Raw genomic sequence first — 23,200 nt, forward strand, 5'->3', positions numbered from 1 at the left:
ATTGTCATCAATAAGCGCCCTAATAAGTATTGGACTGTATAGCCGACAGCTGGGATCGTAGTCCCTAAGACAAACTGCCTTCAGAAAGAGTTCAGGACGATGAGCAATTACGCAACCACCAACCCGGCAACCGGAGAACGCGTTGCCGAGTTCCCGTCCCTCAGCGACGAGGACGTACAGGACGTACTGAAGCGCTCATTCACGCAATACCGTGAATGGCGCGCCGTCCCGCTCGCCGAACGAGCTGCCATCCTCAGCCGGGTTGCCGAGCTGCACCGCGAACGCTCCGACGAGCTGGCCGCCGTGCTGACCCTTGAAGTAGGAAAGACGACGGCGGAAGCCAAGGGCGAGGTTGCCCTCGTCGCCTCCATCTATGACTACTACGCGGACAATGCCGAACGCTTCCTCCGCGAGGAGCCCCTGGACGTCAAGGGGACCGGCAGGGCTGTGGTCCGCACCGAACCCATCGGACCCCTCGTTGGCATCATGCCGTGGAACTTCCCGTACTACCAAGTGGCCCGGTTCGCCGCGCCCAACATCGCGCTCGGCAACACCGTCATCCTGAAGCACTCCAGCAATTGCCCGCAGTCGGCGCTGGCCATCGAATCGGTCTTCCGGGATGCCGGGCTGCCGGCCGACGTCTACATCAACGCGTTTGCCACCAGCGGCCAGATCGCCACAATGATCGCGGACCCGCGGGTGCAGGGCGTCTCCCTGACGGGATCGGAGAAGGCCGGATCCGCCGTCGGAGAGGTCGCCGGACGCCACCTGAAGAAGTACGTGCTGGAGCTGGGCGGTTCAGACCCGTTCATCGTGCTGCCGGACGCCAACCTGGACAAGGCCGTGGCCGGCGCCGTTTCCGGCCGCATGTACAACGGCGGCCAGGCCTGCACAGCGTCCAAACGTTTTATCATCGTCGGCGACATCTACGACGAATTCCTGAAGCGTTACACCGATGCCATGTCCAGGATCACGCCCGGTGACCCCACGGATGCAAAAACGACCTTCGGTCCCCTGTCCTCCCAGTCCGCCGTCGAAGAAATTGACGAGCTGGTCCAGGACGCCGTCACCAAGGGCGCAACCGCTTACACCGGCGGTGCCGGCCCATACGGACCGGGCGCCTACTACCCTGCCACGGTGCTGACCGGCGTGACACCCCAGATGCGCGCCTACTCGGAAGAGATCTTCGGCCCGGCAGCAGTGGTCTTCCATGTGGATTCCCCCGAGGCTGCCATCGACCTGGCCAACGACTCCCCCTACGGCCTGTCCAGCTCCATCTACACCGCCGACGTCGACTACGCCCAGCAGCTCGCCGACCAGTTGGAAACCGGCATGGTGTGGATCAACAGCATCAGCCGCAGCGCCCCCGACCTGCCCTTTGGCGGCGTCAAGCGTTCAGGCGTCGGCCGTGAACTCGCCCAGTACGGGATCAACGAATTTGCCAATAAAAAGCTCGTCCGGATCCCCAAGGCATAGATCCTGCGACGAAGACTTCGAGGAGCATCGTGACGATTGAAACAAGCCCCCCCAGTGCAAGGCATAGGGCCGCAGAGTTCGCGGCACCAGACGCGCCGCTCGGCTCTGACATGTTCGGCCGCACCGGCAGCGGACCCCTTGCCGGGCTCCTCGTGGCCGACTTCGGCCGCGTGCTTGCTGGCCCGTACTGCACCATGCTGCTGGCTGACATGGGCGCCACGGTGGTGAAGATCGAAAGCCCCGACGGCGACGAAACGCGGGCATGGAAGCCTCCCGTCCGGGACGGCCAGTCTACCTACTACCTCTCGATTAACCGGAACAAAGGCTCCATCGCCCTCGATCTCCAGGACCCCGAGGACCGGCGCATTGCCCAGGAGATCGCCGGTCAGGCGGACGTAGTGGTGGAGAACTTCAAGCCCAACGGCCTGAACAGGTTTGACTTGGACTATGACACTGTCGCGGCAACAAACCCCGGCGTTGTCTACGCATCCATCACCGGATTCGGGACGGCAGGCGGCGCGTCCCTCCCCGGCTATGACCTCCTGGTCCAGGCCATGTCCGGACTCATGAGCGTGACCGGCTCGCCCGAGACTCCCGCATACAGGTCCGGCGTGGCCGTGTTTGACGTGATGACCGGCCTGCACGCGGCCATCGGCATCCTGGCCGCCCTCCAGGAACGCCAGCGCAGCGGAAAAGGCCAGCGGATCGAAGTCAACCTGATGTCCTCCGCCCTGTCCGGCATGGTCAACCAGTCCGCTGGATACCTCCTCAGCGGCAGTGTGCCCACCCGGCTCGGGAACGAACACCCCAGCATCTACCCCTATGAGCCGCTGGCCACGGGCGAGGGCGACATTGTGATCGCCATCGGCAACGACCCCCAGTTCCGCCGGCTCTGCCAGGCGCTAGGCACGCCGGCCCTGACCGGCGATGACCGCTTCGCCACGGCTCCCCAGCGCAGCCTCAACCGCAAGGCACTGAGGCCACTGCTGCTGGAGGCCCTCCGCAGCCGAAGTTCCGCCGAATGGTTCGAGGTCCTCACAGAGGCTCAGATCCCCTGCGCGCCGATCAACGACGTCCGCCAGGGCCTTGAATTCGCCGAACGGATCGGCCTGGAGCCCGTCGTCAAAGTAGGTAGCGGCGACTCTGCTCTGCCGGGGATCCGCAACCCCATCACCTTCTCCGAAACTCCGGTCAGCTACGACATGGCCCCGCCGGATCACAATGCCCACCGAGAGCCCATTCTCGCGTGGCTACGCTCAGCGTCCCCAGGAGAAGCAGTCCCCGCCGCAGCATCACCACAGTTCCAGCAAATTTAAGAACAGAAAGTTCAATCATGACAACCACAGTTGATCAGCGCACAACGCTCTCCGACTACTTCCGTTTGGATGACGACCTCACCCCCGAGGAGATCGGCATCCGGGACAAGGTCCGTGCGTTCGCCGAGCAGCGTGTCCTGCCGGTCATCAACGAGTACTGGGAGAAGGCCGAGTTCCCCACCGTACTGCTCCCGCCGCTAGCCGAGCTGGGAATCATCGGCACCATCATCCAGGGCTATGGATGCCCGGGTATGAGCCGTAAGGCCGCCGGCATGGTGGCCCGCGAGATGGCCCGCGCCGACGGCAGCCTCAACACCTTCCTCGGCATCCACTCGAATCTCTGTATGGGGGCCCTGAACATTCTCGGCAGCGACGAGCAAAAAGAACGCTGGCTCCCAGCCCTGGCCCGGATTGAAAAAACAGGAGCCTTCGCCCTGACCGAACCGGACCACGGCTCGGACTCCGTCGCCCTGGAGACCAGCGCCCGCCGCGACGGGGACCACTGGGTCCTGAACGGCCACAAACGGTGGATCGGCAACGGGCACGTCGCGGACGTCATTGTCCTGTTCGCCCGCAACACCGAGGACGGGAACGTCAACGCGTTCGTCATCGAAAAGGACGACGACGGCCGGTACCCGGCGGGCTACTCCCCCACCGTGATCACCGGCAAGGTGGGCAAACGTGCCATCCTCCAGGCCGACATCGTCATCGAGGAAATGCGCCTGCCCGCGGCCAACAGGCTTGAGGGATGCCACTCGTTCCGCGACGTGTCCCGCGTACTTCAGGCAACCCGGGGCGGCGCAGCCTGGGAGGCGGTTGGCCATGCCATGGCTGCCTTCGAAATTGCTTCCGATTATGCGCAGACCCGCATCCAGTTCGGCAAACCGATCGCGTCGTACCAGCTGGTGCAGTCACGGTTGGCGAACATGCTCAGCGAACTCACCACCATGCAGCTGCTGTGCAACCGCATGGCCGAACTCGCGGACCGGGGCCAGCTCACCGTCGCACAGGCGTCGATGGTCAAAATGGCAACCGCCCAAAAAGGCAAATGGATCTGCAACGAGGCACGTGAGCTGCTCGGCGGCAACGGCCTGCTGCTGGAGAACCACGTCATCCGCCACATGACCGACATGGAAGTCGTCTCCACCTACGAGGGCACCGACTCCATGCAGGCTCTCATCGTGGGCCGCGACATCACCGGTATCTCCGCCTTCAACTAAGCTTCCCGGTCCGCCATCGCGGATCGCGACAAATGACCGCGGCAGAACGCCAGCGACACGAACAAAGGAATGCAAAACATGGCTGAGGCCTTTCTAATTGGCGGCGCCCGCACGCCCGTGGGCCGCTATGGCGGTTCGCTCTCTTCCGTGCGTCCGGACGATCTAGCGGCACTCACGGTGCGCGCCGCCGTCGAACGCGCAGGCATTGACCCGTCCGTCGTGGACGAGGTGATCCTCGGTAACGCCAACGGTGCCGGCGAGGAGAACCGCAACGTCGCCCGCATGGCCTGGCTGCTCGCCGGCTTCCCCGACACCGTCCCCGGCATCACCGTCAACCGCCTGTGCGCCTCCGGCCTGTCCGCCATCATCATGGCCTCGCACATGATCAAGGCCGGCGCCGCGGACATCGTCGTCGCAGGCGGCGTCGAGTCCATGTCCCGCGCCCCCTGGGTCATGGAAAAACCCGACAAAGCCTTCGCCAAACCCGGAGCCGTCGTTGACACCTCCATCGGCTGGCGCTTCGCCAACCCCGCCTTCCTGTCCGGGGAACTCTCCCGCGACGGCAAAGCCGCCTACTCCATGCCCGAAACCGCCGAGGAAGTGGCACGCGCCTACAACATCTCGCGTGAAGACTGTGACGCCTTCGCCGTTCGCTCCCACGAACGCGCCCTCGCAGCCATCATGGCCGGCCGGTTCGCGGATGAGATCGTCCCCGTCCCGGTCAAAGGCCGCAAAGGCACACAAACCATCGTGGACACCGACGAAGGCCCACGCCCCGGAACCACCACGGACGTCCTCGGCGCCCTGCGCCCGGTAGTCAAGGGCGGCAGCGTGGTCACCGCCGGGAACTCGTCGACGCTCAACGACGGCGCCTCGGCGATCATCGTCGCCTCCGAAGCCGCCGTGCAGAAATACGGCCTCACCCCCCGCGCCCGCATCCTCGACGGCGCGTCCGCCGGCGTGGCACAGGAAATCATGGGCATCGGCCCCGTCCCGGCCACCCGCAAAGTCCTGGCCCGCGCCGGAATCGCGGTAGCCGATCTGGCCGCCGTCGAACTTAACGAGGCCTTCGCCTCCCAGGCCCTGGCCTGCATGCGCGAACTTAAGCTCGAACCCGACACCGTTAACAACGACGGCGGCGCGATCGCCCTCGGCCACCCGCTCGGCTCCTCCGGCTCCCGACTGGTCATCACCCTGCTCGGGCGCCTCGAACGCGAAGCCACACAGGGCCGCAAGCTCGGCCTCGCCACCATGTGCGTCGGCGTCGGACAAGGCACAGCACTGCTGCTGGAAGGCATCTGATGACAGAAGTAATGAACGACGCCGGAACGCGCCTTGATACCTCGGGATTCGTCACGCTGCTGGTTGAGGAGCGCGAGGACCGTTTGGCGGTCCGGCTGCACCGGCCCGCAGTCAAGAACGCCATCGACCAGGCAATGGTGGACGAGCTGCACGCCGTGTGCGCGCACCTCGAGCGCACACCGAAAATCCTGATCCTCTCCGGCACGCCCGCCAACCCCGAAACCGGAGCCAAAGCCGTCTTCGCATCCGGCGCCGACATCGCGCAACTGCGCGAGCGGCGCCGTGCCGACGCGCTGGCGGGAATCAACTCCGGCATCTTCGACCGGATCGCGAAACTGCCCATGCCGGTCATCGCCGCGCTGGACGGCTTTGCGCTCGGCGGCGGCGCGGAACTGGCCTATGCGGCCGACTTCCGCATCGGCACCCCGGCCCTGCGGATGGGGAATCCCGAGACCAACCTGGGCATCCTCGCCGCGGCCGGTGCCACCTGGCGGCTGAAGGAACTCGTCGGGGAGCCGATGGCCAAGCAGATCCTGCTGGCCGGCAAAGTTCTCACAGGCGAAGACTGCCTCACGATCGGGTTGATCAGCGAGCTCGTGGACCCGGAGACGCTGCTTGACGCAGCGCACGCCCTGGCGGACGCCATCGCGGCGCAGGATCCGCTCGCAGTACGCATCACTAAGGCCGTGTTCCACGCTCCGCGGGAAGCCCATCCCGTCATCGACACCCTGGCCCAGGGCATGCTTTTTGAGTCCCAGGCCAAGTTCGACCGTATGCAGGCGTTCCTCGACAGGAAGAAGAAGTAATGAACAACCCATTAGTGCCGGCCGGATTCCCGGCGCGCGTAGGCGTCCTCGGCGGCGGCCGAATGGGTGCCGGCATCGCCCACGCGTTCCTCATCATTGGGGCCGACGTGGTGGTTGTGGAACGCGACGAAGCCTCCGCCCAGGCAGGCCGGGAGCGGGTCAAGTCCTCCGCCGCGAAATCCATCGAGCGCAATCCGGGTGGCAATCTCGACGAGATGGTCTCCCGCCTCTCCGTTTCCGTGGACTACGCGGCCTTCGCGGACCGCGAACTGGTGGTGGAAGCCGTCCCGGAGGACTGGGATTTGAAGGTCACAGCGCTCCGCCGGGTCGAGGAGCAGCTCACGCCGGGCACGGTGCTGGCCTCGAACACCTCCTCACTGTCCGTGTCCGGGCTGGCCGAGGAATTGGCACGGCCCCAGGACTTCCTCGGAATGCACTTCTTCAACCCGGTCCCCGCCTCCACCCTGATAGAGGTGGTCATCGGCAAGCAGACCCGCCCCGAACTCGTTGAGCAGGCCCGAAGCTGGGTCCACGGACTGGGCAAGACCGCCGTCGTGGTCAATGACGCCCCGGGCTTCGCGTCCTCCCGGCTGGGCGTGGCGATCGCCCTCGAAGCGATGCGGATGGTCGAGGAAGGCGTCGCCTCCGCTAAGGACATCGACAACGCAATGGTCCTCGGCTACAAACACCCCACAGGGCCGCTGCGCACCACGGACATCGTGGGCCTGGACGTGCGCCTAGGCATAGCCACGTACCTGCACGAGACGCTGGGTGAGCGGTTCGCACCCCCGCAGATACTGCGCGACAAAGTGGCCCGCGGCGAACTGGGCCGGAAGACCGGCAAGGGCTTCTTCGACTGGACGCAGTCGCCCGAATAGCCAAGTCGATTGTTACCCCTTACTCCGAAACAAGGACCCCAGTGATACGCTTGCGTCAATAATGTGCGGAGGAGATGCAGTGGAAATCAACCAACTTGTTGCCTTTCTTGCTGTCGCGGACGAACTGCATTTCGGCCGCGCAGCGGAACGCCTGCACGTTGCCCAACCGCCGCTCAGCAGGACCATCAAGCAACTTGAAACTGAGCTGGGTTCCCGCCTCCTCGACCGGACAACTCGATCCGTGAAACTGACGTCCAGCGGTCGGGCGTTGATAGGGCCAGCCACCGAAGTCCTCGAAGCCCTGCGTCGCGCGGAGGATGCGGTCCGTTCGGCTGATGGCGGCGAGTCGGGCCTTGTTCGCATAGCTTTCGCCGGTGTCTCAACGCACCAACTCGTTGCGCGGCTTGCCCGCTTGGTGAGGTCCCAACGCCCAGGGATTCAGTTGGACCTTTCCAGCCAGAATTTCGCGCAGCCCGCAATGACCAAGCTTGTGCAGGGTGACACGGACATCGCCTTCGGACGCTGGGACGTGATCCCGGCAGAAGTCGCTTCCAAGGTGGTGTCGCGGGATTCACTGGTCATCGCTCTCCCCGACACCCACCGACTGGCGGGAGCCCGTCGATTGGCGATCGTCCAGCTGGCGGCGGAGGGCTTTGTTTCGCTCCCTTCTTATGAGGGTGCTGTCCTTCCCGACCGGCTCCGACGTCTCGCGCGGGACAACGGATTCGTTCCTAGTATCGTTCAGGTGGCACCCGACACGCAGACGGCATTGGCCCTCGTCAGCGCTGAAGTCGGATGCCACCTAACATTGGCCTCAGTAGCAGTCAACGCAACCGATCCCCACATCGTCTTTATTCCGCTGGACGATACGACCGCCGATGTAGATCTCAGGGCGGCTTGGCGCCGGAATGACACGAATCCGGCTGTGAAGGCCGTACTCCATGAAGTCATGAATCTCGATGAAGCGTTCCGCATTCAGCCCTCATACGAGTGACGTCGGTTTATAGGGTCGCTTCCCCCGACTCGAGTCCAAGCTGCCGGAGGCGGCGGTAAAGTGTGGTCCTTCCCATCCCCAGCAATTCCGCGGCCTCAGATTTGTTCCCGCCAGCAGCGTCTAACGCCCTGATGATGGCATCCCGCTCAGCGGATTCGAGGAGTGACAAGTGACGCCGCGGAGGAGCCTGCTGTAGGTGCTTAGGCAGATGCCGTCTCTCAATCACGGAAGCGTTTACCGTACGCACGAGCTGGGAAAGAGTCTCCGCCAACTCGGCAATGTTACCGGGCCAGTTCCATTGGAGCAGTGACTGTAGCGCGGCCGGAGACATGGTGTGCCGTGAATCCTGATCCACCTCATTGAGTATTCGCGTCACCAAACCCGGAATTCGTTCAGGGGCCTGACTCAGGGGCAACGTTCGTGCCGTTGCGCCGATGCTGTCCATGAGAACTTGAACATCCGGAGAGGCTTGTTCACGCGAAACAGTAACGAACAGGCGTCCCGAACGGCCGTCAGAGCCCAGTCTCTTCCCGGCTGCCTTCAACACAGTGGTAAATGCAAGGAATTCGTCCGTGCTGATCTCCTCGACGCGGCGCACGATGACGTCCAGGCCGCGCTCCAACAGATCTTGCACCTGGTTCCACGGAACTCGGGACTCGGATGCGATCACAAACATTTCCGGCGTTCCAGTACTGCCCCAGCTTGCACGCAGGTCCGCGGCCGCCGTCAGTCTCCCGGAACCAGGCGGCCCCTCGACGACAGCGACAGCCACCCCGAACGCCTTTGTCCTTGGCGGTGCCACAAGAGAATTTTCACCGCGGCCCAATACGCCCGTTTCATGGCGCCCGCCGTGAGGCAGCGCATCCGGCTCGAAAAAGTGCACCACGAAATGACCGCGTGGGCCATCGGTGACCCTGCGGGCCGTAATCTCAATCGTTGTCCCCTCAAGTTCGCGACGAAGCATGGGCGCAGACGACCAGTTGTGGGTGTTGAGCACTTCCCACAGCATCACGTGCGAAGCGACATTTACGTACGGCAGTCCGGGCGTGTTGGCGAGAATGGATTCGTGATCCAGAACGACCGTGGGTCGCTGGGAACTGGAAAAGCGCATGAAAGACATCGCAAGTGCAAGGTCTTGGGGCCTGGAAGAGGTGCGAAGCCTCTCTTCGATCTGTTGGCTGATCTCCCGCGTGAGCGAGAGCATGATTGGATTGGCATCCTCCATGGGTCCGCCTAAAGCGATAGAACCCACAACTAGGCCTGCTGGCGTATAAATGGGCGCCGCCGCGCAGGCATTTGTGGCCAGCGCATCACTATAGTGCTGGCTGCCCTTGACGAACACCGGCCGTTTCTCGACCATGGAGGTTCCCAAGGCGTTGGTGCCGATCGAGTCTTCGGAGTAGTCAAAGCCCTCGGCCGCATGCATGTTGTCGAGGCGCCGACGCTCACTGCCGTCGCTCGTCCGCCTATCCACGATGCTGCCGCCGCGATCGCTTAGGAAGAGTGTGGTTCCAGTGTCTGCCAACTGGTGCTGCCAACGGTCTAAAACAGGCACGGCGGCCCTGCCAAGCAACGTGTCCGTATCCACGTCCCGGAAGCGCTGCGGAGGTGCCGAAGCTTCCACCGAGCTACTTAATGATCTGCGCCAGCTACGCACGATGAGATCCGGCACGGTGTCAGCGTGGTAGATGCCGGTGAGTCCTACGCGAATCAGCTGCTCGCGCGCTTCCCGTACGGGATCGGTCATTTGTGCACCCTTGCAATGTTCGTTCGTACGTCTGAGTGTTCGCCTTCCGAGGGGACCGGGCAGTTCGGATTATTGCCCTCCGGGTATCAAACCCCCAATCGCAAGCGCCGTTGCCGTGTTCCAAATTGGGACACCGGGTCGTGGTTCTGCCACTACAGACTGGTGTTTACAAAGTGAATTATCTCACAGTGCTCTACTAGTCGGAGGAAGACATCATGGACAACGCCGTCCCGGGGAAGACCTATCAGCTCGATGCGCTCGTTGTTGGAGCAGGCTTCGGTGGTATCTACATGCTGCATAAGCTGCGCAACGAGCTCGGTCTCGACGCCGTAGCGATTGACCGGGCCGGGGGTGTTGGGGGAACGTGGTTCTGGAACAAGTATCCGGGCGCGCTTTCGGATTCTGAGAGTTTTGTTTACCAGTACTCTTTCGATCGCGACCTCTACGAACAGACTCCGTGGAACACGAAGTACGTGCCCCAGGCCGAGATCCTGGCGTACCTGAATGGCGTCGTGGACCGCTACGACCTGCGGGAGCACGTCCGGCTTGAAACTGGCATGACTGAGGCTGAGTTCGACGAGGCCTCCGGCACCTGGACCGTGCGGACCGACCGCGGAGTCACGTTCCAGTCCCGCTTTCTGGTCACGGGCCTCGGCCTGCTCTCGGCCACCAATCTTCCGAAGTTCCCCGGCATGGAGACCTTCGCGGGCCGGCTGGTCCACACGGGTGCCTGGCCGGAAGACCTGGACCTCGCGGGCAAGCGGGTGGGTGTTATCGGCAACGGTTCAACCGGTAATCAGGTGATCACCGCCACAGCCCCGGTAGCGGCCCATCTGACCTCCTTCCAGCGCACACCGCAGTACAGCGTGCCGGCAGGCAACCGCCAGCTTACGGCGCAGGAACACCGTGCCCATCGGGAGAACTTTGAGGCGAACTGGGAACAGGTCAAGAACTCCTCGGTGGCCATGGGTTTCGAGGAGAGCGCCGTTCCAACGTTCAGCGTTTCCCCCCAGGAACGCGAACGGATCTACCAGCGGACCTGGGAGGAAGGCGGGGGATTCCGCTTTATGTTCGAGACTTTCTCGGATATCGCCACGGACCAGGACGCCAACGAAGAGGCTGCGAAGTTCATCCGTCGCAAGATCGCCGAGATCGTCACGGACCCCGAAACGCGCCGGAAACTGACACCGACCGATCTGTACGCTCGCAGGCCGTTGTGCGATTCGGGCTTCTACGAGACGTTTAACCGTCCAAACGTCTCCCTCGTGAACGTCAAGGAAAACCCGATCGAGTCGGTGACCGAACAGGGCATCGTCACCGCCGACGGCACCCTGCATGAACTGGACGTGCTCATCTGCGCGACCGGGTTCGACGCCGTGGACGGCAACTATGTCCGCGTCAATATCCGCGGCCGCGATGGCGAAACCTTGAAAGAGCACTGGGCTGACGGGCCAACCAGCTATCTCGGCATGGCAACCAGCGGCTTCCCCAATATGTTCATGATCCTGGGCCCGAACGGGCCGTTCACCAACCTTCCGCCCTCAATCGAAACGCAGGTCGAGTGGATCAGCGAAACCATCAGCCACGTCCTGACCTCCGGCACGGGCTGGATCGAGGCCAAATCCGAAACTGAGTCCGACTGGACGGAGACGTGCTCGGATATCGCCCACCAGACACTCTTCCCACAGGCTGCCTCGTGGATCTTTGGCGCCAACATCCCCGGAAAGAAGCGCACGGTCATGTTCTACCTCGGTGGCATCAAGCAGTACCGGTCCATCCTCGCCGACGAGGCCTCCAACAAGTACCCGAACTTCGCAACCGACGCCGACATCCTGACCCCGGCCTGATCAGCACCACCACCGCCGGGCCCGGGAAGGACAGCCCGCCAAGCCATCCTTCCCGGGCCGCCCTCAGTACGATGAAGGTTTTCAATGAAGAAATATGCAACCGTCGACCCCACCAACGGCAATGTAGTGCAGGAATTTGACAGCATGACAGACGCAGAGGTGGCCGCTTCCCTGACGCGCTCCCACGCTGCCTACCGGTCCTGGCACACGAAGGACCTCGCAGAACGCTGCGCGCTCCTGCAGCGCATCGCCGACCTCCACCGGCAGCACGCCATCGACCTTGCCAAACTGATGACGCTCGAGATGGGCAAGCCAATCACCCAGGCCAAGGCCGAAGTCGAGCTATCCGCTGCCATCTATGAGTACTACGCCACGTCGGGCCAACAGTTGCTCGCCGACGAAGAACTCGACATCGCCGGTGCGGGCCGGGCAATCGTCCGGACAGCTCCCATCGGACCACTCCTGGGCGTCATGCCGTGGAACTTCCCGTACTACCAGATGGCACGGTTCGTCGCCCCCAACCTGCTGCTGGGCAACACCATCTTGCTCAAGCACGCCAGCAACTGCCCGCAACAAGCCCTGCGCATTGCCGAAATCATCCACGCGGCCGGGGCCCCGGAAGGCGTCTACCAGAACCTCTTCGCCACCTCCGGACAGGTCGCGGACATCATCGCCAGCCCCAAACTCCAAGGCGTTTCCCTCACCGGATCAGAGCGTGCAGGCAGTGCCATAGGCGCACTCGCCGGCCAATACCTGAAGAAGTGCGTCCTCGAACTCGGCGGCTCCGACCCGTTCCTCGTACTTCCCGCAGCCGATATCGACAAGGCCGCCAGCGCGGCAGCGGCAGGCCGATTCGGGAACGCAGGCCAAGCCTGCACGTCGCCGAAAAGGCTCATCATCGACTCGTCCAACTGGGACAAATTCCTTGAAGCGTTCCTGGCGAAAGCCGCAGAATGGCAAACCGGGGACCCCATGAGCGAAGACACGCGCCTCGGTCCCATGTCCACCGCCCAGGCCCGGGCAGAACTGGCCGAACAAGTTGACGACGCCGTGTCCAAGGGAGCGACCGTCCACCTGGGCGGAGCCGTCCCGGAAGGCCGCGGCGCGTACTACCCGGCGACCGTCCTCTCCGGCGTCACACCCGACATGCGCGCCTACCGAGAGGAGCTTTTCGGTCCCGTGGCGATCCTCTACCGCGTGGATTCCGTGGATGAGGCAATCACCCTGGCCAACGATTCGCCGTACGGGCTCGGCAGCGCGGTCTTCACCGACGACCAGAAGCAAGCCGCCTACGTCACCGACCGCCTCGAGGTCGGCATGGTGGGAATCAACACCACCATCAAGAGTGCCCCCGACCTCCCGTTCGGCGGAGTCAAGGCCTCCGGCATAGGCCGCGAACTCGGCAAATTCGGACTCAACGAGTTCGCGAACAAAAAACTCATCCGCATCATCTAAGCCCGACACAACAACAGGAGACTCCATGCGCGCAGCCGTCTATTACGGCAAAAACAAACTTGAAATCGAAGACGTACCGGAACCGTTCTTGGTCGATCCCGCCGGCTGATCCCAGCAGAGGACACGCAATCGATGACGACACACGATAAGGCTGGGCCTGCCACCGCAGGTCCAGCCTTCAGTGTGCGGCCTGGCTATTCGGGGAAGCGGCGCAGTGGACAGCCATGGGAATAAAATACCTCGAAACGTTAGTTGTAGGTTAAAGTAATTCTGGCGAACACAGCAATCACCAAACAGGAGACACCATGGACAACACACCCCTCGATGTCAGTAAGACTGCACTGTTACTGATAGACCTTCAGAACGACAATGTCCATCAGGACGGGGCGTTCGCATCCTTCGGTGCCGCCGCCCATGCAGTTGAGCAGGGCTTGGTCCCCCACGTGGGGCAACTGCTCGAATGGGCACGCAACGAGTCAATGCCGATCATCCACAACCGCATCGTGTTCTACCCCGACGGCGACTTCGGCGGGACGAATGCCCCCATCTTCCGGATGATCGGCCCGGAGTCACTAAAGCTCGGATCCTGGGGTGCAGACGCGCTGGAGGGGCTGGAGGCGCTGGCGGACGAGCCTGTCCTGATCCGCAATCGGATGAGCTGCTTCAACGGCAGCGGACTGGATATTTTGTTACGGAATACCGGGGTCACCACGGTAATAGTGGCAGGCGTCTGGACAAACATGGCCGTGGAACATACCGTGCGTGACGCAGCGGACCACGGGTACCGCACAATCGTTGTAACGGACGCAACATCGAGCATCAACGCAGAGTGGCACGACGCCGCACTCAGCTACGCCTTGACGAACATCGCCGAATTCCAGTCAACCGGCGAAATTACGGGGGCTGCCGTTTGAGTACGCTACCCCAACCGACCATCGCGTGGCAGTCCCCGGACGATCCGCGCAAGCCCTTGGTCGTCTTGCTTCACGGGCGCGGGTCACGCGAAACGGACATCATTGCGTTGGCGAATCACCTCCCGGCCGGTCCGGCCTACGCGGCTGTGCGTGCACCTCTCGCAGAGGGCCCGGGGTTTGCCTGGTTTGCGAACCGTGGCATCGGCCGCCCTATATCTGCGTCCCTCACGGAGACCATGGCATGGTTTACGGACTGGCTGGACGGTGTTGCGCCGGCCGGGCGGCCCGTGATCCTTGTTGGCTTTAGCGGGGGTGCCGCCTTCGCTGGGGGGCTCGTATTGAGCGATCCTGACCGCTTCGCAGGTGCGGCAATCCTCTACGGAACCCTTCCCTTCGACGCTGGCGTGCCGACGACGCCGGGCCGACTCCAGGGCATTCCGATGTTCGTAGCGCACGGTGACGCTGATTCGGTCATACCGGCCGAGTTGCTGAGATCCACCTGGAGCTATCTCACTGAGGAGTCAGATGCGCAGACAATTGCCATCCGTTCGGCCGGCGGCCACAGCATAGGACAAGACGACGCAACCGCCCTCGCGCGCTGGATCACCGACCTGCAGGAACCTTAGGCCACGCAGGAGGACCGCCGCATCGGATCGGGCGAATACATTTCCCACCCGTACATCACCAGCCAAGTGGGACTGACCTTTCAAATACGACCCGTGTTGGAGACGATGGGGAAGGTGGTCCTTTCCGGGCCCAATGTCGGCGACAGACAGTCCTACAAGATTGTCAACCAACTCCTGGCCACCAGCCAACTGGTAGTAGCCGCGGAAGGCCTCGCCTTCGCCGAACGGCTCGGCCTCGATACCGGCAAGGTTTTCGACGCGGTAAGGGGAGGCGCCGGAGGATCCTGGATGCTGGAAAATTACGGCCCCCCGAATGCTCGACACGAACACCGCTGACATCGCGGCATCCGTAGACATCTTCCTCAAGGACGCAGTCCTGGTGGGCGAGACGGCAGAGCGGACGTCTAGCGGCAAAAGTGACCCCGCAGGTACGGCCCCCTCACGCGGCAAAGCTTGCTGAGTGAGGGGGCGTCCCGCTGGCTAGAAGACGATGACCGGCTTGATCGTCTTCCCGCTCTTGGAATCCTCAAAGCCTTGGTTGATATCGTCAAGAGCGTAGTCATTGACGAGCTTCTCGAAGGGAAAACGGCCCTCTTTCCACAGCTGGATCAGCCGTGGAATAAAGACCTGTGGGACTGAGCTTCCCTGGACAACGGTTTTGAAGGTCCAACCCTTCACAAGTGAGGCGCCGATCTCGAAGCTGACCTCTGTACCTGGTTTTGCCGCGCCAACCAGCGCGACCGTTCCGCGAACGCCCAGCGCATCGGCTGCCTGACGGAGGAGCGCTGGAATGCCCGTGGTGTCCACTACGTAGTCAACTCCTGCACCAGCCGTGATTTCGCGGAGCCGCTCGGCCACATTTTCCATCTTCGAATTGATGACATGCGTGGCGCCGAGCTCGCGGGCGAGCTCCAAGCGGGAGTCGTGAATGTCGATGGCAACAATCGTGGCACAATCTGCAACCCGAGCCGCCATGACCGCAGCGCATCCGACAGCGCCCGTGCCGAAGACGACCAGCGAAGACCCGATTTCAGGCTGGAGTTCGTTGAGGACGGTTCCGGCTCCCGTGTTGATGCCACAACCCAGTGGGCCCAGATGCTCAAGGGGGACATCTTTGTCGACGCGGACTATCGATTCCTCGACAACGTTTGCATAGGTGGCGAAGGACGACTGGCCAAAGAAGTGGGATGAGATTGCCTCGCCGTCCTTGCTCAGGGCCGTAGCGCCGTCCAGTCGTCGCCCTCCGAAGTCGGCAGCCATCAGGTTTTCGCAGTAGGCCATCTGGCCGTTTCGGCACCTCTTGCAATGGCCACAGTAGGCGGCTGCCAATACCACATGGTCGCCAGGTACGACGGAGACAACCGAGTCGCCGACCTCCTCTACGACCCCGGCGCCCTCGTGGCCGAGGACTGCGGGCAGCGGAGTTGGATAGATCCCATCGCGGACCAGGGTGTCCGTGTGGCAGATCCCGGTCGCAACCATGCGGACTCTGACTTCGTTGTGTCGCAGGGCGTCAAGTTCAAGCTGTTCAATGGTGAATGGTGCGCCGTTCTTGCGCGCGACAGCGGCAGATATCTGCACTGCAATCTCCTTGTCAATGATGGCCGGGATGAGCAAGCACCCCGAGATTGCGAAACCGCTAATTGCGTTTCGCGCGGCGCTGCGCTCTGGTGCGCGTCGCCCGTCCTATCCGAGTCTGGAACAACAAGAGGCGCGGCACCGCGAGGTACACGGCAGTCGGGACCACCACAAGGGTCAGTACGAACGCTCGCAGGACCGGATGCCACTGCGGAACCAATGCTCCCAGCGCGCACATCCCCGTGGCCGCCAGCGGAAATATCGCCAACCAGGTCACGACGGCCCTCACATGCACGGATGCCATACCGACGCCCCTGTGATGATGCACGTCGATTTCGTCCGCTGCAAGCGCCTTTCCGTCGTGCTCCACTCAATCTCCAAACGCTTGGTTGGAGATGATACTACCGAGCACTGCCGTGCAAATGCAAACGAACGGTTGGAGATAAAATGGCGGCATGGCCTGGGACACTGAAGCGACACGAAAGAAGATCCTTGATGCAGCTATTGCCGAGTTTTCAGAACGCGGCTTCTCCGGTGCACGCATCCATCAGATCTCCCAGAATTCAGCGTGTAATCGCGAACGGATCTACTTCTATTTCGGCGGCAAGACCCAACTCTTCGAAGCGGCATTGACGCACCAACTCGTCACCGCCTTGGACGACCTTCCCGTCATCGGCTCAGGCCCCGAAGCCATTGCCGATTTCGCGGGCCGCTACTTTGACTTTTCCAGAAGCCGGCCAAGTCTCGCCCGACTAACTTTCTGGGAGGGTCTCGAACGGGGCCACCCCGTCGGCGCCGAGGGCCGGGCCCTCCATTCGTCGAACAAAGTATCCGAGATCCGCGCCGCGCTCCCCGCGATAAGCGAAGCCGGTGCCGAGGACCTCCTGCTGACAATCGTCACTCTGTGCCATGCCTGGATATCGACCCCGAACGTTCATCTCGTTATTACCGGCGAGCCGGACGAGGGACGCAGGCGCGCAGCCATCATGCGGGCCAGTGAACTGCTGGCTTTCGACGACGGCGCGTACTAGACACCCTCAGCTACCCGGAGCAAATGGCCTGGCAATCGGCCCAGCAAGATACTTGACGCTTCAACTTTCCTGCCCTATATTTAATTGTAGCTTCAAGTATCGATCCTCCAGAAGAACAGAATCCGATGAAAAACCTCCTTGCCCGCGTATTTGGAAAGAAGAACCACATGACGAACCTGACAATCATTGGAAACGGCACCATGGCTCGTGGCATTGCCACCCGCGCCCTCGCCGGCGGCCACACGATTGAGATCCTCGGACAAGACGCGACCAAAGCGCGGAAGCTTGCCACCGAGCTTGGCACCGGCGTCACCTTCGGCACGACGGACGATGCCCCCCAGGGTGACATCGTGGTGTTGGCCGTGCCCTTCGACGCCGCCAAGTCGGTCGTCAGCGCCTATGGCGAAGCTTTGGCCGGCAAGACCATCGTGGACATCACCAACCCCGTGAACTTCGATACCTTCGATTCCCTCGTTGTGGAACCCGGCAACTCAGCCGCCGAAGAAATCGCCCAACTCACGCCGGCAGGTTCGAACGTCGTGAAGGCCTTCAACACGACCTTTGCGGGCACCCTGGTTGCCGGCGAGTCAGGTGGACAGCCGCTGGATGTCTTCATCGCCGGAGACAATGCGGGTGCCAACGCGGCCGTCAGCAACCTCGTCAGCGGCGGCGGCATGCGCCCGCTCGTCGTCGGTCCACTCAAACGCGCAAGGGAACTCGAGGGCTTCCAGTTCGTGCTCATGACCATGCAGGCAAACCCCGAGTTCGCCGATTTCAACTGGGACACTGGCCTCTTGGTCACCAAGTAATTCAACCGGGCGACAGCCCCCGGACACAGGAAGAGGACGACGGCGGGTACGCACCCGCCGTCGTCCTCTTCCTGCGTGAGGTTCACGAATCCTCGCCGTCAGGTGACTACCAGACTGCTAGAAGACAATGACAGGCTTGACGACCGTTCCATTGGCGGAGTCCTCGAAGCCCTGGTTGATCTCACTCAAGGCGTAGCTGCGCATCAGCTTGTCCATGGGGAAACGGCCTTCTTTCCACAACTCGATGAGCTTGGGAATGAATACTTGGGGCACTGAGCTGCCTTGGATCACGGTCTTGAACGTCCAGCCTTTAACCAGGGAGAGGCCGATTTCGAAGGACACCTCTGTCCCGGGTTTTGCGGCGCCTACCAAGGCCAAGGTTCCACGGAGGGCAAGAGCATCGGCCGCTTTGCGGAGCAGTTCCGGACGGGCCGTTGTGTCGATCACGTAATCGGCGCCGCGGCCATCCGTCAGACGAAGGATCTCGTCCGTGAGGTCCGCTTCCTGCGTGTTGATGACGTCCGTCGCTCCGAGTTCCTTGGCGAGATCCAGCCGGGAGGTGTGGATGTCCACTGCAATGATGCGTGCGCACCCTGCCACCCCGCCGGCCATGATGGCACCGGATCCTACGGCTCCGGTGCCGATGACCACGAGCGTACTGTTCAACGCCGGCTTAAGTTCGTTGAGCACCGCACCGGCTCCGGTCTGGATGCCGCAACCCAAGGGTGCAACAACCTCGAGCGGGACGTCGGAACCGACCCGAACGACGCTTTCCTCGACGACGTTGGCGTATGTGGCGAATGACGACTGACCGAAGAAGTGGGAGGAAATCACTTCGCCGTCCTTGCTCAGTGCCGTGCTTCCGTCAGGCCTCCTGCCGCCGAAGTCTGCCGCGAAGAGGTTCTCGCAGTACGCCATCTCGCCCGATCGGCAGCGGTCGCATTTTCCGCAATATGCGGCCGCGAGCAGTACATGGTCGCCCGGCTGCACCGTTGTGACGGAAGACCCTATCTGCTCCACAATTCCTGCCCCTTCGTGTCCAAGGACGGCGGGCAAGGGTGTCGGATAGACCTGGTCTCGGACGATGGCGTCCGTGTGGCACACGCCAGTGGCCACCATCCTTACGAGCACTTCATTCGGGCGGAGATCGTCCAGCTCAAGTTTTTCAATCGTGAGCGGCTGCCGCGGCTCACGGGCTACTGCTGCGGTTACCTGCATGGTCATGTTTTTCCTGTTCGGATACGTCGGCTGTTGATTCAGAACGGGTACTGCTGGTCGGACTGCTCCACGGTGATCCACTTCAGTTCCGTGAACTCGTTGATGACGGCCCTGCCATCGAACCTGCCGTAGCCGCTGTTCTTCATGCCGCCGTATGGAGCCTGGGCCTCGTTCTGGACGGTTGCCCCGTTGACATGGACGTGTCCTGCCTGAATTCGCATGGCAACCTGCAAGGCCCGGGTGCTGTCAGCGCCGAAAACGGCGGCGGCAAGGCCGTATTCGGTGTCATTTGCCACCTGGACCGCCTCTTCGATGCCAGAGACGCGGACTACCGTGGTGATGGGTCCGAAGGTTTCCTGGTCGTAGATAGACATTTCCGGGCTTACCTTGTCGATGATCGTGGCAGGCATTGAAGCACCGTTGGCACGGTCACCGACTACAAGCTCAGCACCTTTGGCCAGTGCGTCATCGATGAGTGCGTTGATGCGTGCGCCAGACTCTTCGCGGATCATGGGTCCGACGATGCAGGTCTCGTCCGTGACGGGGTCTCCGGCGCTCAGCTGCGCCGCGCGTGCCGCGAACTTCGCGACAAATTCGTCGGCAACACTCTCATCAACTACGAACCGTTCGGTGGACATGCAGATCTGGCCCTGGTAGAGGAATGATCCGAAGACAGCCGCATTGACGGCGCCGTCGATGTCGGCGTCATCGAGGACGACGAACGGTGCCTTGCCGCCGAGTTCAAGAAGTACGGGCTTGAGGTAGCGGGCAGCCTTTTCGGCAATGATGCGTCCTACTGCTGTGGATCCGGTGAAGTTGATTCGGCGAACCGCCGGATGCGCGATGATCGCTTCCACCACCCGGTCAGAGTCCTCAGCGGTGCTTGTCAGGAAGTTCAGGACACCGGCGGGTACGCCGGCCTCGTGCAAGACCTCCGCAATGATTGCGTGGGTCCGTGGGCTGGTTTCCGAGGCTCGGAAGACCACCGTGTTGCCGCAAACGATGGGATAGGCAAGGGCCCGGGCTGCGAGCACGCCGGCCCCGTTCCAGGGTGCCATGCTGAGGACCACGCCGGCGGGCTGGCGCACAGTCATCGAGAGTGTGCCCGGCTTGTCCGTCGGAAGCGTCTCACCCTGAATCTGGGTGGCAAGTCCAGCGGCTTCGCGGAACAGCTGCGCCGTGAGGAACACATTGAATCCGGCCCAGAGCTGTGCCGCACCAACTTCCGCCATCATCGTTTCGATGAACTCCGGGCCGCGTCGCTCCATGATCTCGGCGGCCTTCAGCATCACGGCGCGTCGTTCGCTGGGACCGGTGGTGGACCATGTGGCAAATGCCTTCGAGGCAGATTCAACAGCATCGAGTGCGTCATTCACATCTGCTGCAGCGCTCTCGGTCACGAGTGCGCCTGTCACCGGGTCCCGCCGCTCAAAAGTCTTGCCTTCGCGGCCGGCACGAGCCTGGTTGTCAATGATGAGTTGCGTTTGCAAGGGGGTCTCCTCAGTTGATGCCGGTCCGGCCGGCATCGGTGTGGTCGGCTTTTTGGTTCTTAGTGATGGGTATTGTTGCTGGTCGAATCAGTCGCGGGGGTCTCGCCAGTAGTAGTTCCCCGCGTTGCCGCGTCGGGTAGGCCCGGTACGGTCAGAACGGCTACTACGCCAATGCCGGCGGCGATGGCCCACACGGAGAAGTTGATGAAGTTGCCGAGTGCAGCTGCCACGAGGACGCCACCACCGGAGATCGCCAGTACTGCGCCGATCCGCCCCACGCCCAGCGTGATTCCGAGGGCGGTGGCTCGGGTTGCGCCGGAGAAGTACGTGGCAACGAAGCCGTTTACCAGTATTTGCGCTCCCACTGATCCGAAGCCGACAACTGCCACCAGGGCGTACATGGCCACGAGAGGCATGATGCCTGTTCCCATCAGGACAAGGGCGATTCCGGAGCTGGCAAAGGCGACGGCCGTTACCCGGCGGGGACCGAACCGGTCAGCCAGACGGGAGGACACCAGAACACCTACGACGGCTCCAATGTTGACGGTGAGGAGGAATGTCAGCGAAGAAGCCAGAGAGTACTTGGCGATGATCATGAGCTGTGGCAGCCAGGTGTTCAGCCCGTATACGAGCGTTTGGCCACAGATTCCGGCCAGGCAGAACAGGATCATTGCGCCAAGCAGGCGTCCAGTCAGGAGCGTGCGGAAACGGCCGGGTTCGGGGGCGTCGGTGTGAACCCGTGCCGGCGGCAGCAGTTCCAGCCCGTATTCGGCGACGATGCGTTCCGCGTTGGCCCGGTCACCTTTCGCTGCGAGGAAGGCCGGGGACTCGGGAAGGTATTTGAACAGCAGCGGGACAACGGTGACGAGTGGAATACCGCCCAAGGCGAGCATGCCCTGGAATCCCAGCGACGGCAGGAACGCGAGAGCAAGAAGTGCGGCGAGAATGCCTCCGACAGCGTAGCCGGAGAACATCAGGGCGTTATTGAAGTTGCGTCGGTTCGACTTTGAGAACTCCACGGTAAGTGCTATGGCCGTCGGGATGACACCACCGAGTCCGAGGCCTGCCAGGAAGCGGAACAAACCAAAGAGTTCAGGGGTCGGCGCCCAGGCGGTCAAGAGCATCAGCGAAGAGAAGGCCGCGATGGAAACCATCATGACCTTCCGGCGGCCGACGATGTCGGTGAGGTATCCGATAAGAATGGCGCCAATGAACATGCCTGCCAGCGCGTAGCTGCCGATGGCGCCCGTCTCCACCGGGGTCAGGCCCCAGGGCTCGTAAGCCAGGAGCTTGGGAACAATGGCGCCATAGACAACGAGGTCATAGCCGTCGAAGACGATGGCAAGGAAACACAAAAAGATGACGACGGCGGGCGACTTGCGCGGGCGGGCCGACGATGATGATTGGGGGAACGTCATTAGGGGCTCCAGGTGATATACACAACGTTGTGATGTGCCAGAGATAGGTGGGTGACCATCTGTGATCTGACCCACAATCGAATGTAACATGAAAATGTCGTTCGTCAATAGACGTGTTGCACGTTTAGGGATGCATGACTCACCCAGCTGACACTTAGAGGAGTCTTATGCAGTGGAAACCAAGAGCCCTGATCCTGGACCTGTTCGGCGACTACCTTCGATATGCCGGCAGCGAAGTTCGGCTTGCCGACATCACGGAACTCCTAGCGGTCTTTGACATCGAAGCAGCCACAGTCCGCGTCAACCTTTCCCGCCTACGCAAAGAGGGGTGGTTCACTACGCGGCGCATCGGGCGGGAAACGGTCTACTCACTGACTCCCCACATGCTTGAGATCCTCAACGAGGGGCGAGAGCGGATCTTCCGACGCCGGGACGAGACCTGGCAGGGGCGCTGGACCATGGCCATCTACCAAGTCCCAGAAGCCGAACGTGCCGTCCGTGACCAGCTCCGAAAGCAACTCGCATGGCACGGGTTTGGTCAGCTGTCGCCGTCAACCTGGCTGAGCCCACACGACCTCATCTCCGAGGTCCGCGAAATCGCCGCCGAGAACCCGCTGGCCAAGGTGGATGCGCTTTGGTGCGGAACCGGCGATCTGCAGGAAGACAGGGGGCTCGCCGCCCGCTGCTGGGATTTGGATCAGCTGGGCGCCGACTACCGGCACTTCATCCACAACTACGCCGCTCTGGATAACGAGGGTGTAAATGCGGACAAGGACGGTCGGACGGCCCTCATCGAACGGATGCATATCATCGGCGACTTCCGCCGCTTCCCGTTCCGTGATCCTTACCTGCCCCGCGAACTGCAGCCCGATAGCTGGCCCAGCAGTGAGGCCTACACCCTGTTCGGTGCCGTGCACCGCCAGCTCGGGCCCGCAGCCACGGAATTCATCTCCAGCATCATCGGCCAGTCCGTGGGGCAGGGCCAGGAGGTAGCGTCGTAGACACGACCCCCGCCGGCCATCGAAAAACATGTAACAAATAGTTGACGTTCAGCGCATATTGGTTACATAATTGC

General features: G+C 62.3%; 20 protein-coding genes. 15 read left to right on the forward strand and 5 right to left on the reverse strand.

Annotated features, from left to right (window positions below; all coding sequences use genetic code 11):
* The first annotated feature begins 99 nt into the window (after nt 1–99).
* The 7 genes from AU252_RS00295 to AU252_RS00325 all read left to right on the forward strand — a co-directional run bounded on the left by AU252_RS00295 (nt 100) and on the right by AU252_RS00325 (nt 7,992).
* A complete protein-coding gene (locus AU252_RS00295) occupies nt 100–1,476 on the forward strand; it encodes an NAD-dependent succinate-semialdehyde dehydrogenase (RefSeq protein ID WP_058929010.1) in 1,377 nt (458 codons plus the stop codon).
* A 29-nt stretch (nt 1,477–1,505) separates the two neighbouring features.
* Nucleotides 1,506–2,792 carry a CaiB/BaiF CoA transferase family protein gene (locus tag AU252_RS00300; protein ID WP_240484270.1) on the forward strand — a complete coding sequence of 429 codons (1,287 nt, stop codon included), beginning with the start codon at nt 1,506–1,508 and terminating at the stop codon, nt 2,790–2,792.
* 17 nt (nt 2,793–2,809) lie between these two features.
* A complete protein-coding gene (locus tag AU252_RS00305) occupies nt 2,810–4,012 on the forward strand; it encodes an acyl-CoA dehydrogenase family protein (RefSeq protein WP_058929012.1) in 1,203 nt (400 codons plus the stop codon).
* A gap of 78 nt (nt 4,013–4,090) precedes the next feature.
* Nucleotides 4,091–5,314, forward strand: coding sequence for an acetyl-CoA C-acyltransferase (locus AU252_RS00310; RefSeq protein WP_058929013.1), 1,224 nt, complete (start codon nt 4,091–4,093; stop codon nt 5,312–5,314).
* Nucleotides 5,314–6,120, forward strand: coding sequence for an enoyl-CoA hydratase/isomerase family protein (locus AU252_RS00315; RefSeq protein WP_240484271.1), 807 nt, complete (start codon nt 5,314–5,316; stop codon nt 6,118–6,120). The genes AU252_RS00310 and AU252_RS00315 overlap by 1 nt, the downstream gene beginning before the upstream one ends.
* Nucleotides 6,120–6,998 (forward strand): 3-hydroxyacyl-CoA dehydrogenase family protein, encoded by an 879-nt coding sequence (locus AU252_RS00320; RefSeq protein WP_058929014.1) that lies wholly within the window; start codon nt 6,120–6,122, stop codon nt 6,996–6,998. Before AU252_RS00315 ends, AU252_RS00320 begins: the two co-directional genes overlap by 1 nt.
* A 61-nt stretch (nt 6,999–7,059) precedes the next feature.
* A complete protein-coding gene (locus AU252_RS00325; protein ID WP_240484272.1) occupies nt 7,060–7,992 on the forward strand; it encodes a LysR family transcriptional regulator in 933 nt (310 codons plus the stop codon).
* A 7-nt stretch (nt 7,993–7,999) separates the two neighbouring features.
* Here AU252_RS00325 and AU252_RS00330 read toward each other — a convergent pair whose 3' ends face one another.
* Nucleotides 8,000–9,739: a helix-turn-helix domain-containing protein gene (locus AU252_RS00330; protein WP_058929016.1), complete on the reverse strand. Its 1,740-nt coding sequence runs from the start codon at nt 9,737–9,739 to the stop codon at nt 8,000–8,002.
* 215 nt (nt 9,740–9,954) lie between these two features.
* Between AU252_RS00330 and AU252_RS00335 the strand changes: the two genes are divergently transcribed.
* The 5 genes from AU252_RS00335 to AU252_RS00355 all read left to right on the forward strand — a co-directional run bounded on the left by AU252_RS00335 (nt 9,955) and on the right by AU252_RS00355 (nt 14,917).
* On the forward strand, nt 9,955–11,586 hold the full coding sequence (locus tag AU252_RS00335; protein WP_058929017.1) for a flavin-containing monooxygenase: 1,632 nt from the start codon (nt 9,955–9,957) through the stop codon (nt 11,584–11,586).
* A gap of 84 nt (nt 11,587–11,670) precedes the next feature.
* A complete protein-coding gene (locus AU252_RS00340; protein ID WP_058929018.1) occupies nt 11,671–13,041 on the forward strand; it encodes an NAD-dependent succinate-semialdehyde dehydrogenase in 1,371 nt (456 codons plus the stop codon).
* A gap of 305 nt (nt 13,042–13,346) precedes the next feature.
* A complete protein-coding gene (locus AU252_RS00345) occupies nt 13,347–13,955 on the forward strand; it encodes a cysteine hydrolase family protein (RefSeq protein ID WP_058929019.1) in 609 nt (202 codons plus the stop codon).
* The gene (locus AU252_RS00350; protein WP_240484273.1) at nt 13,871–14,581 is read left to right on the forward strand and encodes an alpha/beta hydrolase; all 711 of its coding nucleotides are present in this window, start codon (nt 13,871–13,873) and stop codon (nt 14,579–14,581) included. Before AU252_RS00345 ends, AU252_RS00350 begins: the two co-directional genes overlap by 85 nt.
* Nucleotides 14,582–14,674: 93 nt before the next feature.
* Nucleotides 14,675–14,917, forward strand: coding sequence for an NAD-binding protein (locus tag AU252_RS00355; RefSeq protein WP_157768897.1), 243 nt, complete (start codon nt 14,675–14,677; stop codon nt 14,915–14,917).
* A gap of 144 nt (nt 14,918–15,061) precedes the next feature.
* Here the strand turns inward: AU252_RS00355 and AU252_RS00360 are convergent, their stop codons facing one another.
* Complete coding sequence (locus tag AU252_RS00360; protein ID WP_058932669.1) at nt 15,062–16,162, reverse strand: NAD(P)-dependent alcohol dehydrogenase; 1,101 nt, start codon at nt 16,160–16,162, stop codon at nt 15,062–15,064.
* Nucleotides 16,163–16,614: 452 nt separating this feature from the next.
* Between AU252_RS00360 and AU252_RS00370 the strand changes: the two genes are divergently transcribed.
* Nucleotides 16,615–17,190 (forward strand): TetR/AcrR family transcriptional regulator, encoded by a 576-nt coding sequence (locus AU252_RS00370; protein WP_058929023.1) that lies wholly within the window; start codon nt 16,615–16,617, stop codon nt 17,188–17,190.
* A 167-nt stretch (nt 17,191–17,357) separates the two neighbouring features.
* Entirely contained in the window at nt 17,358–17,999 is a 642-nt protein-coding gene (locus tag AU252_RS00375; protein WP_058932670.1) for an NADPH-dependent F420 reductase, read from the forward strand.
* 117 nt (nt 18,000–18,116) lie between these two features.
* Here AU252_RS00375 and AU252_RS00380 read toward each other — a convergent pair whose 3' ends face one another.
* Genes AU252_RS00380 through AU252_RS00390 form a run of 3 tightly spaced genes read right to left on the reverse strand, consistent with a single transcriptional unit; the run spans nt 18,117 to nt 22,125 of the window.
* Nucleotides 18,117–19,223 carry an NAD(P)-dependent alcohol dehydrogenase gene (locus AU252_RS00380; protein ID WP_240484274.1) on the reverse strand — a complete coding sequence of 369 codons (1,107 nt, stop codon included), beginning with the start codon at nt 19,221–19,223 and terminating at the stop codon, nt 18,117–18,119.
* A 32-nt stretch (nt 19,224–19,255) separates the two neighbouring features.
* The gene (locus tag AU252_RS00385; RefSeq protein ID WP_099093358.1) at nt 19,256–20,707 is read right to left on the reverse strand and encodes an aldehyde dehydrogenase; all 1,452 of its coding nucleotides are present in this window, start codon (nt 20,705–20,707) and stop codon (nt 19,256–19,258) included.
* A 59-nt stretch (nt 20,708–20,766) separates the two neighbouring features.
* On the reverse strand, nt 20,767–22,125 hold the full coding sequence (locus tag AU252_RS00390) for an MFS transporter (protein WP_058929025.1): 1,359 nt from the start codon (nt 22,123–22,125) through the stop codon (nt 20,767–20,769).
* 167 nt (nt 22,126–22,292) lie between these two features.
* Between AU252_RS00390 and AU252_RS00395 the strand changes: the two genes are divergently transcribed.
* On the forward strand, nt 22,293–23,126 hold the full coding sequence (locus AU252_RS00395) for a PaaX family transcriptional regulator (RefSeq protein ID WP_058929026.1): 834 nt from the start codon (nt 22,293–22,295) through the stop codon (nt 23,124–23,126).
* Nucleotides 23,127–23,200 lie beyond the last annotated feature (74 nt).

The organism is Pseudarthrobacter sulfonivorans (genome assembly GCF_001484605.1).
Classification (GTDB): domain Bacteria; phylum Actinomycetota; class Actinomycetes; order Actinomycetales; family Micrococcaceae; genus Arthrobacter; species Arthrobacter sulfonivorans_A.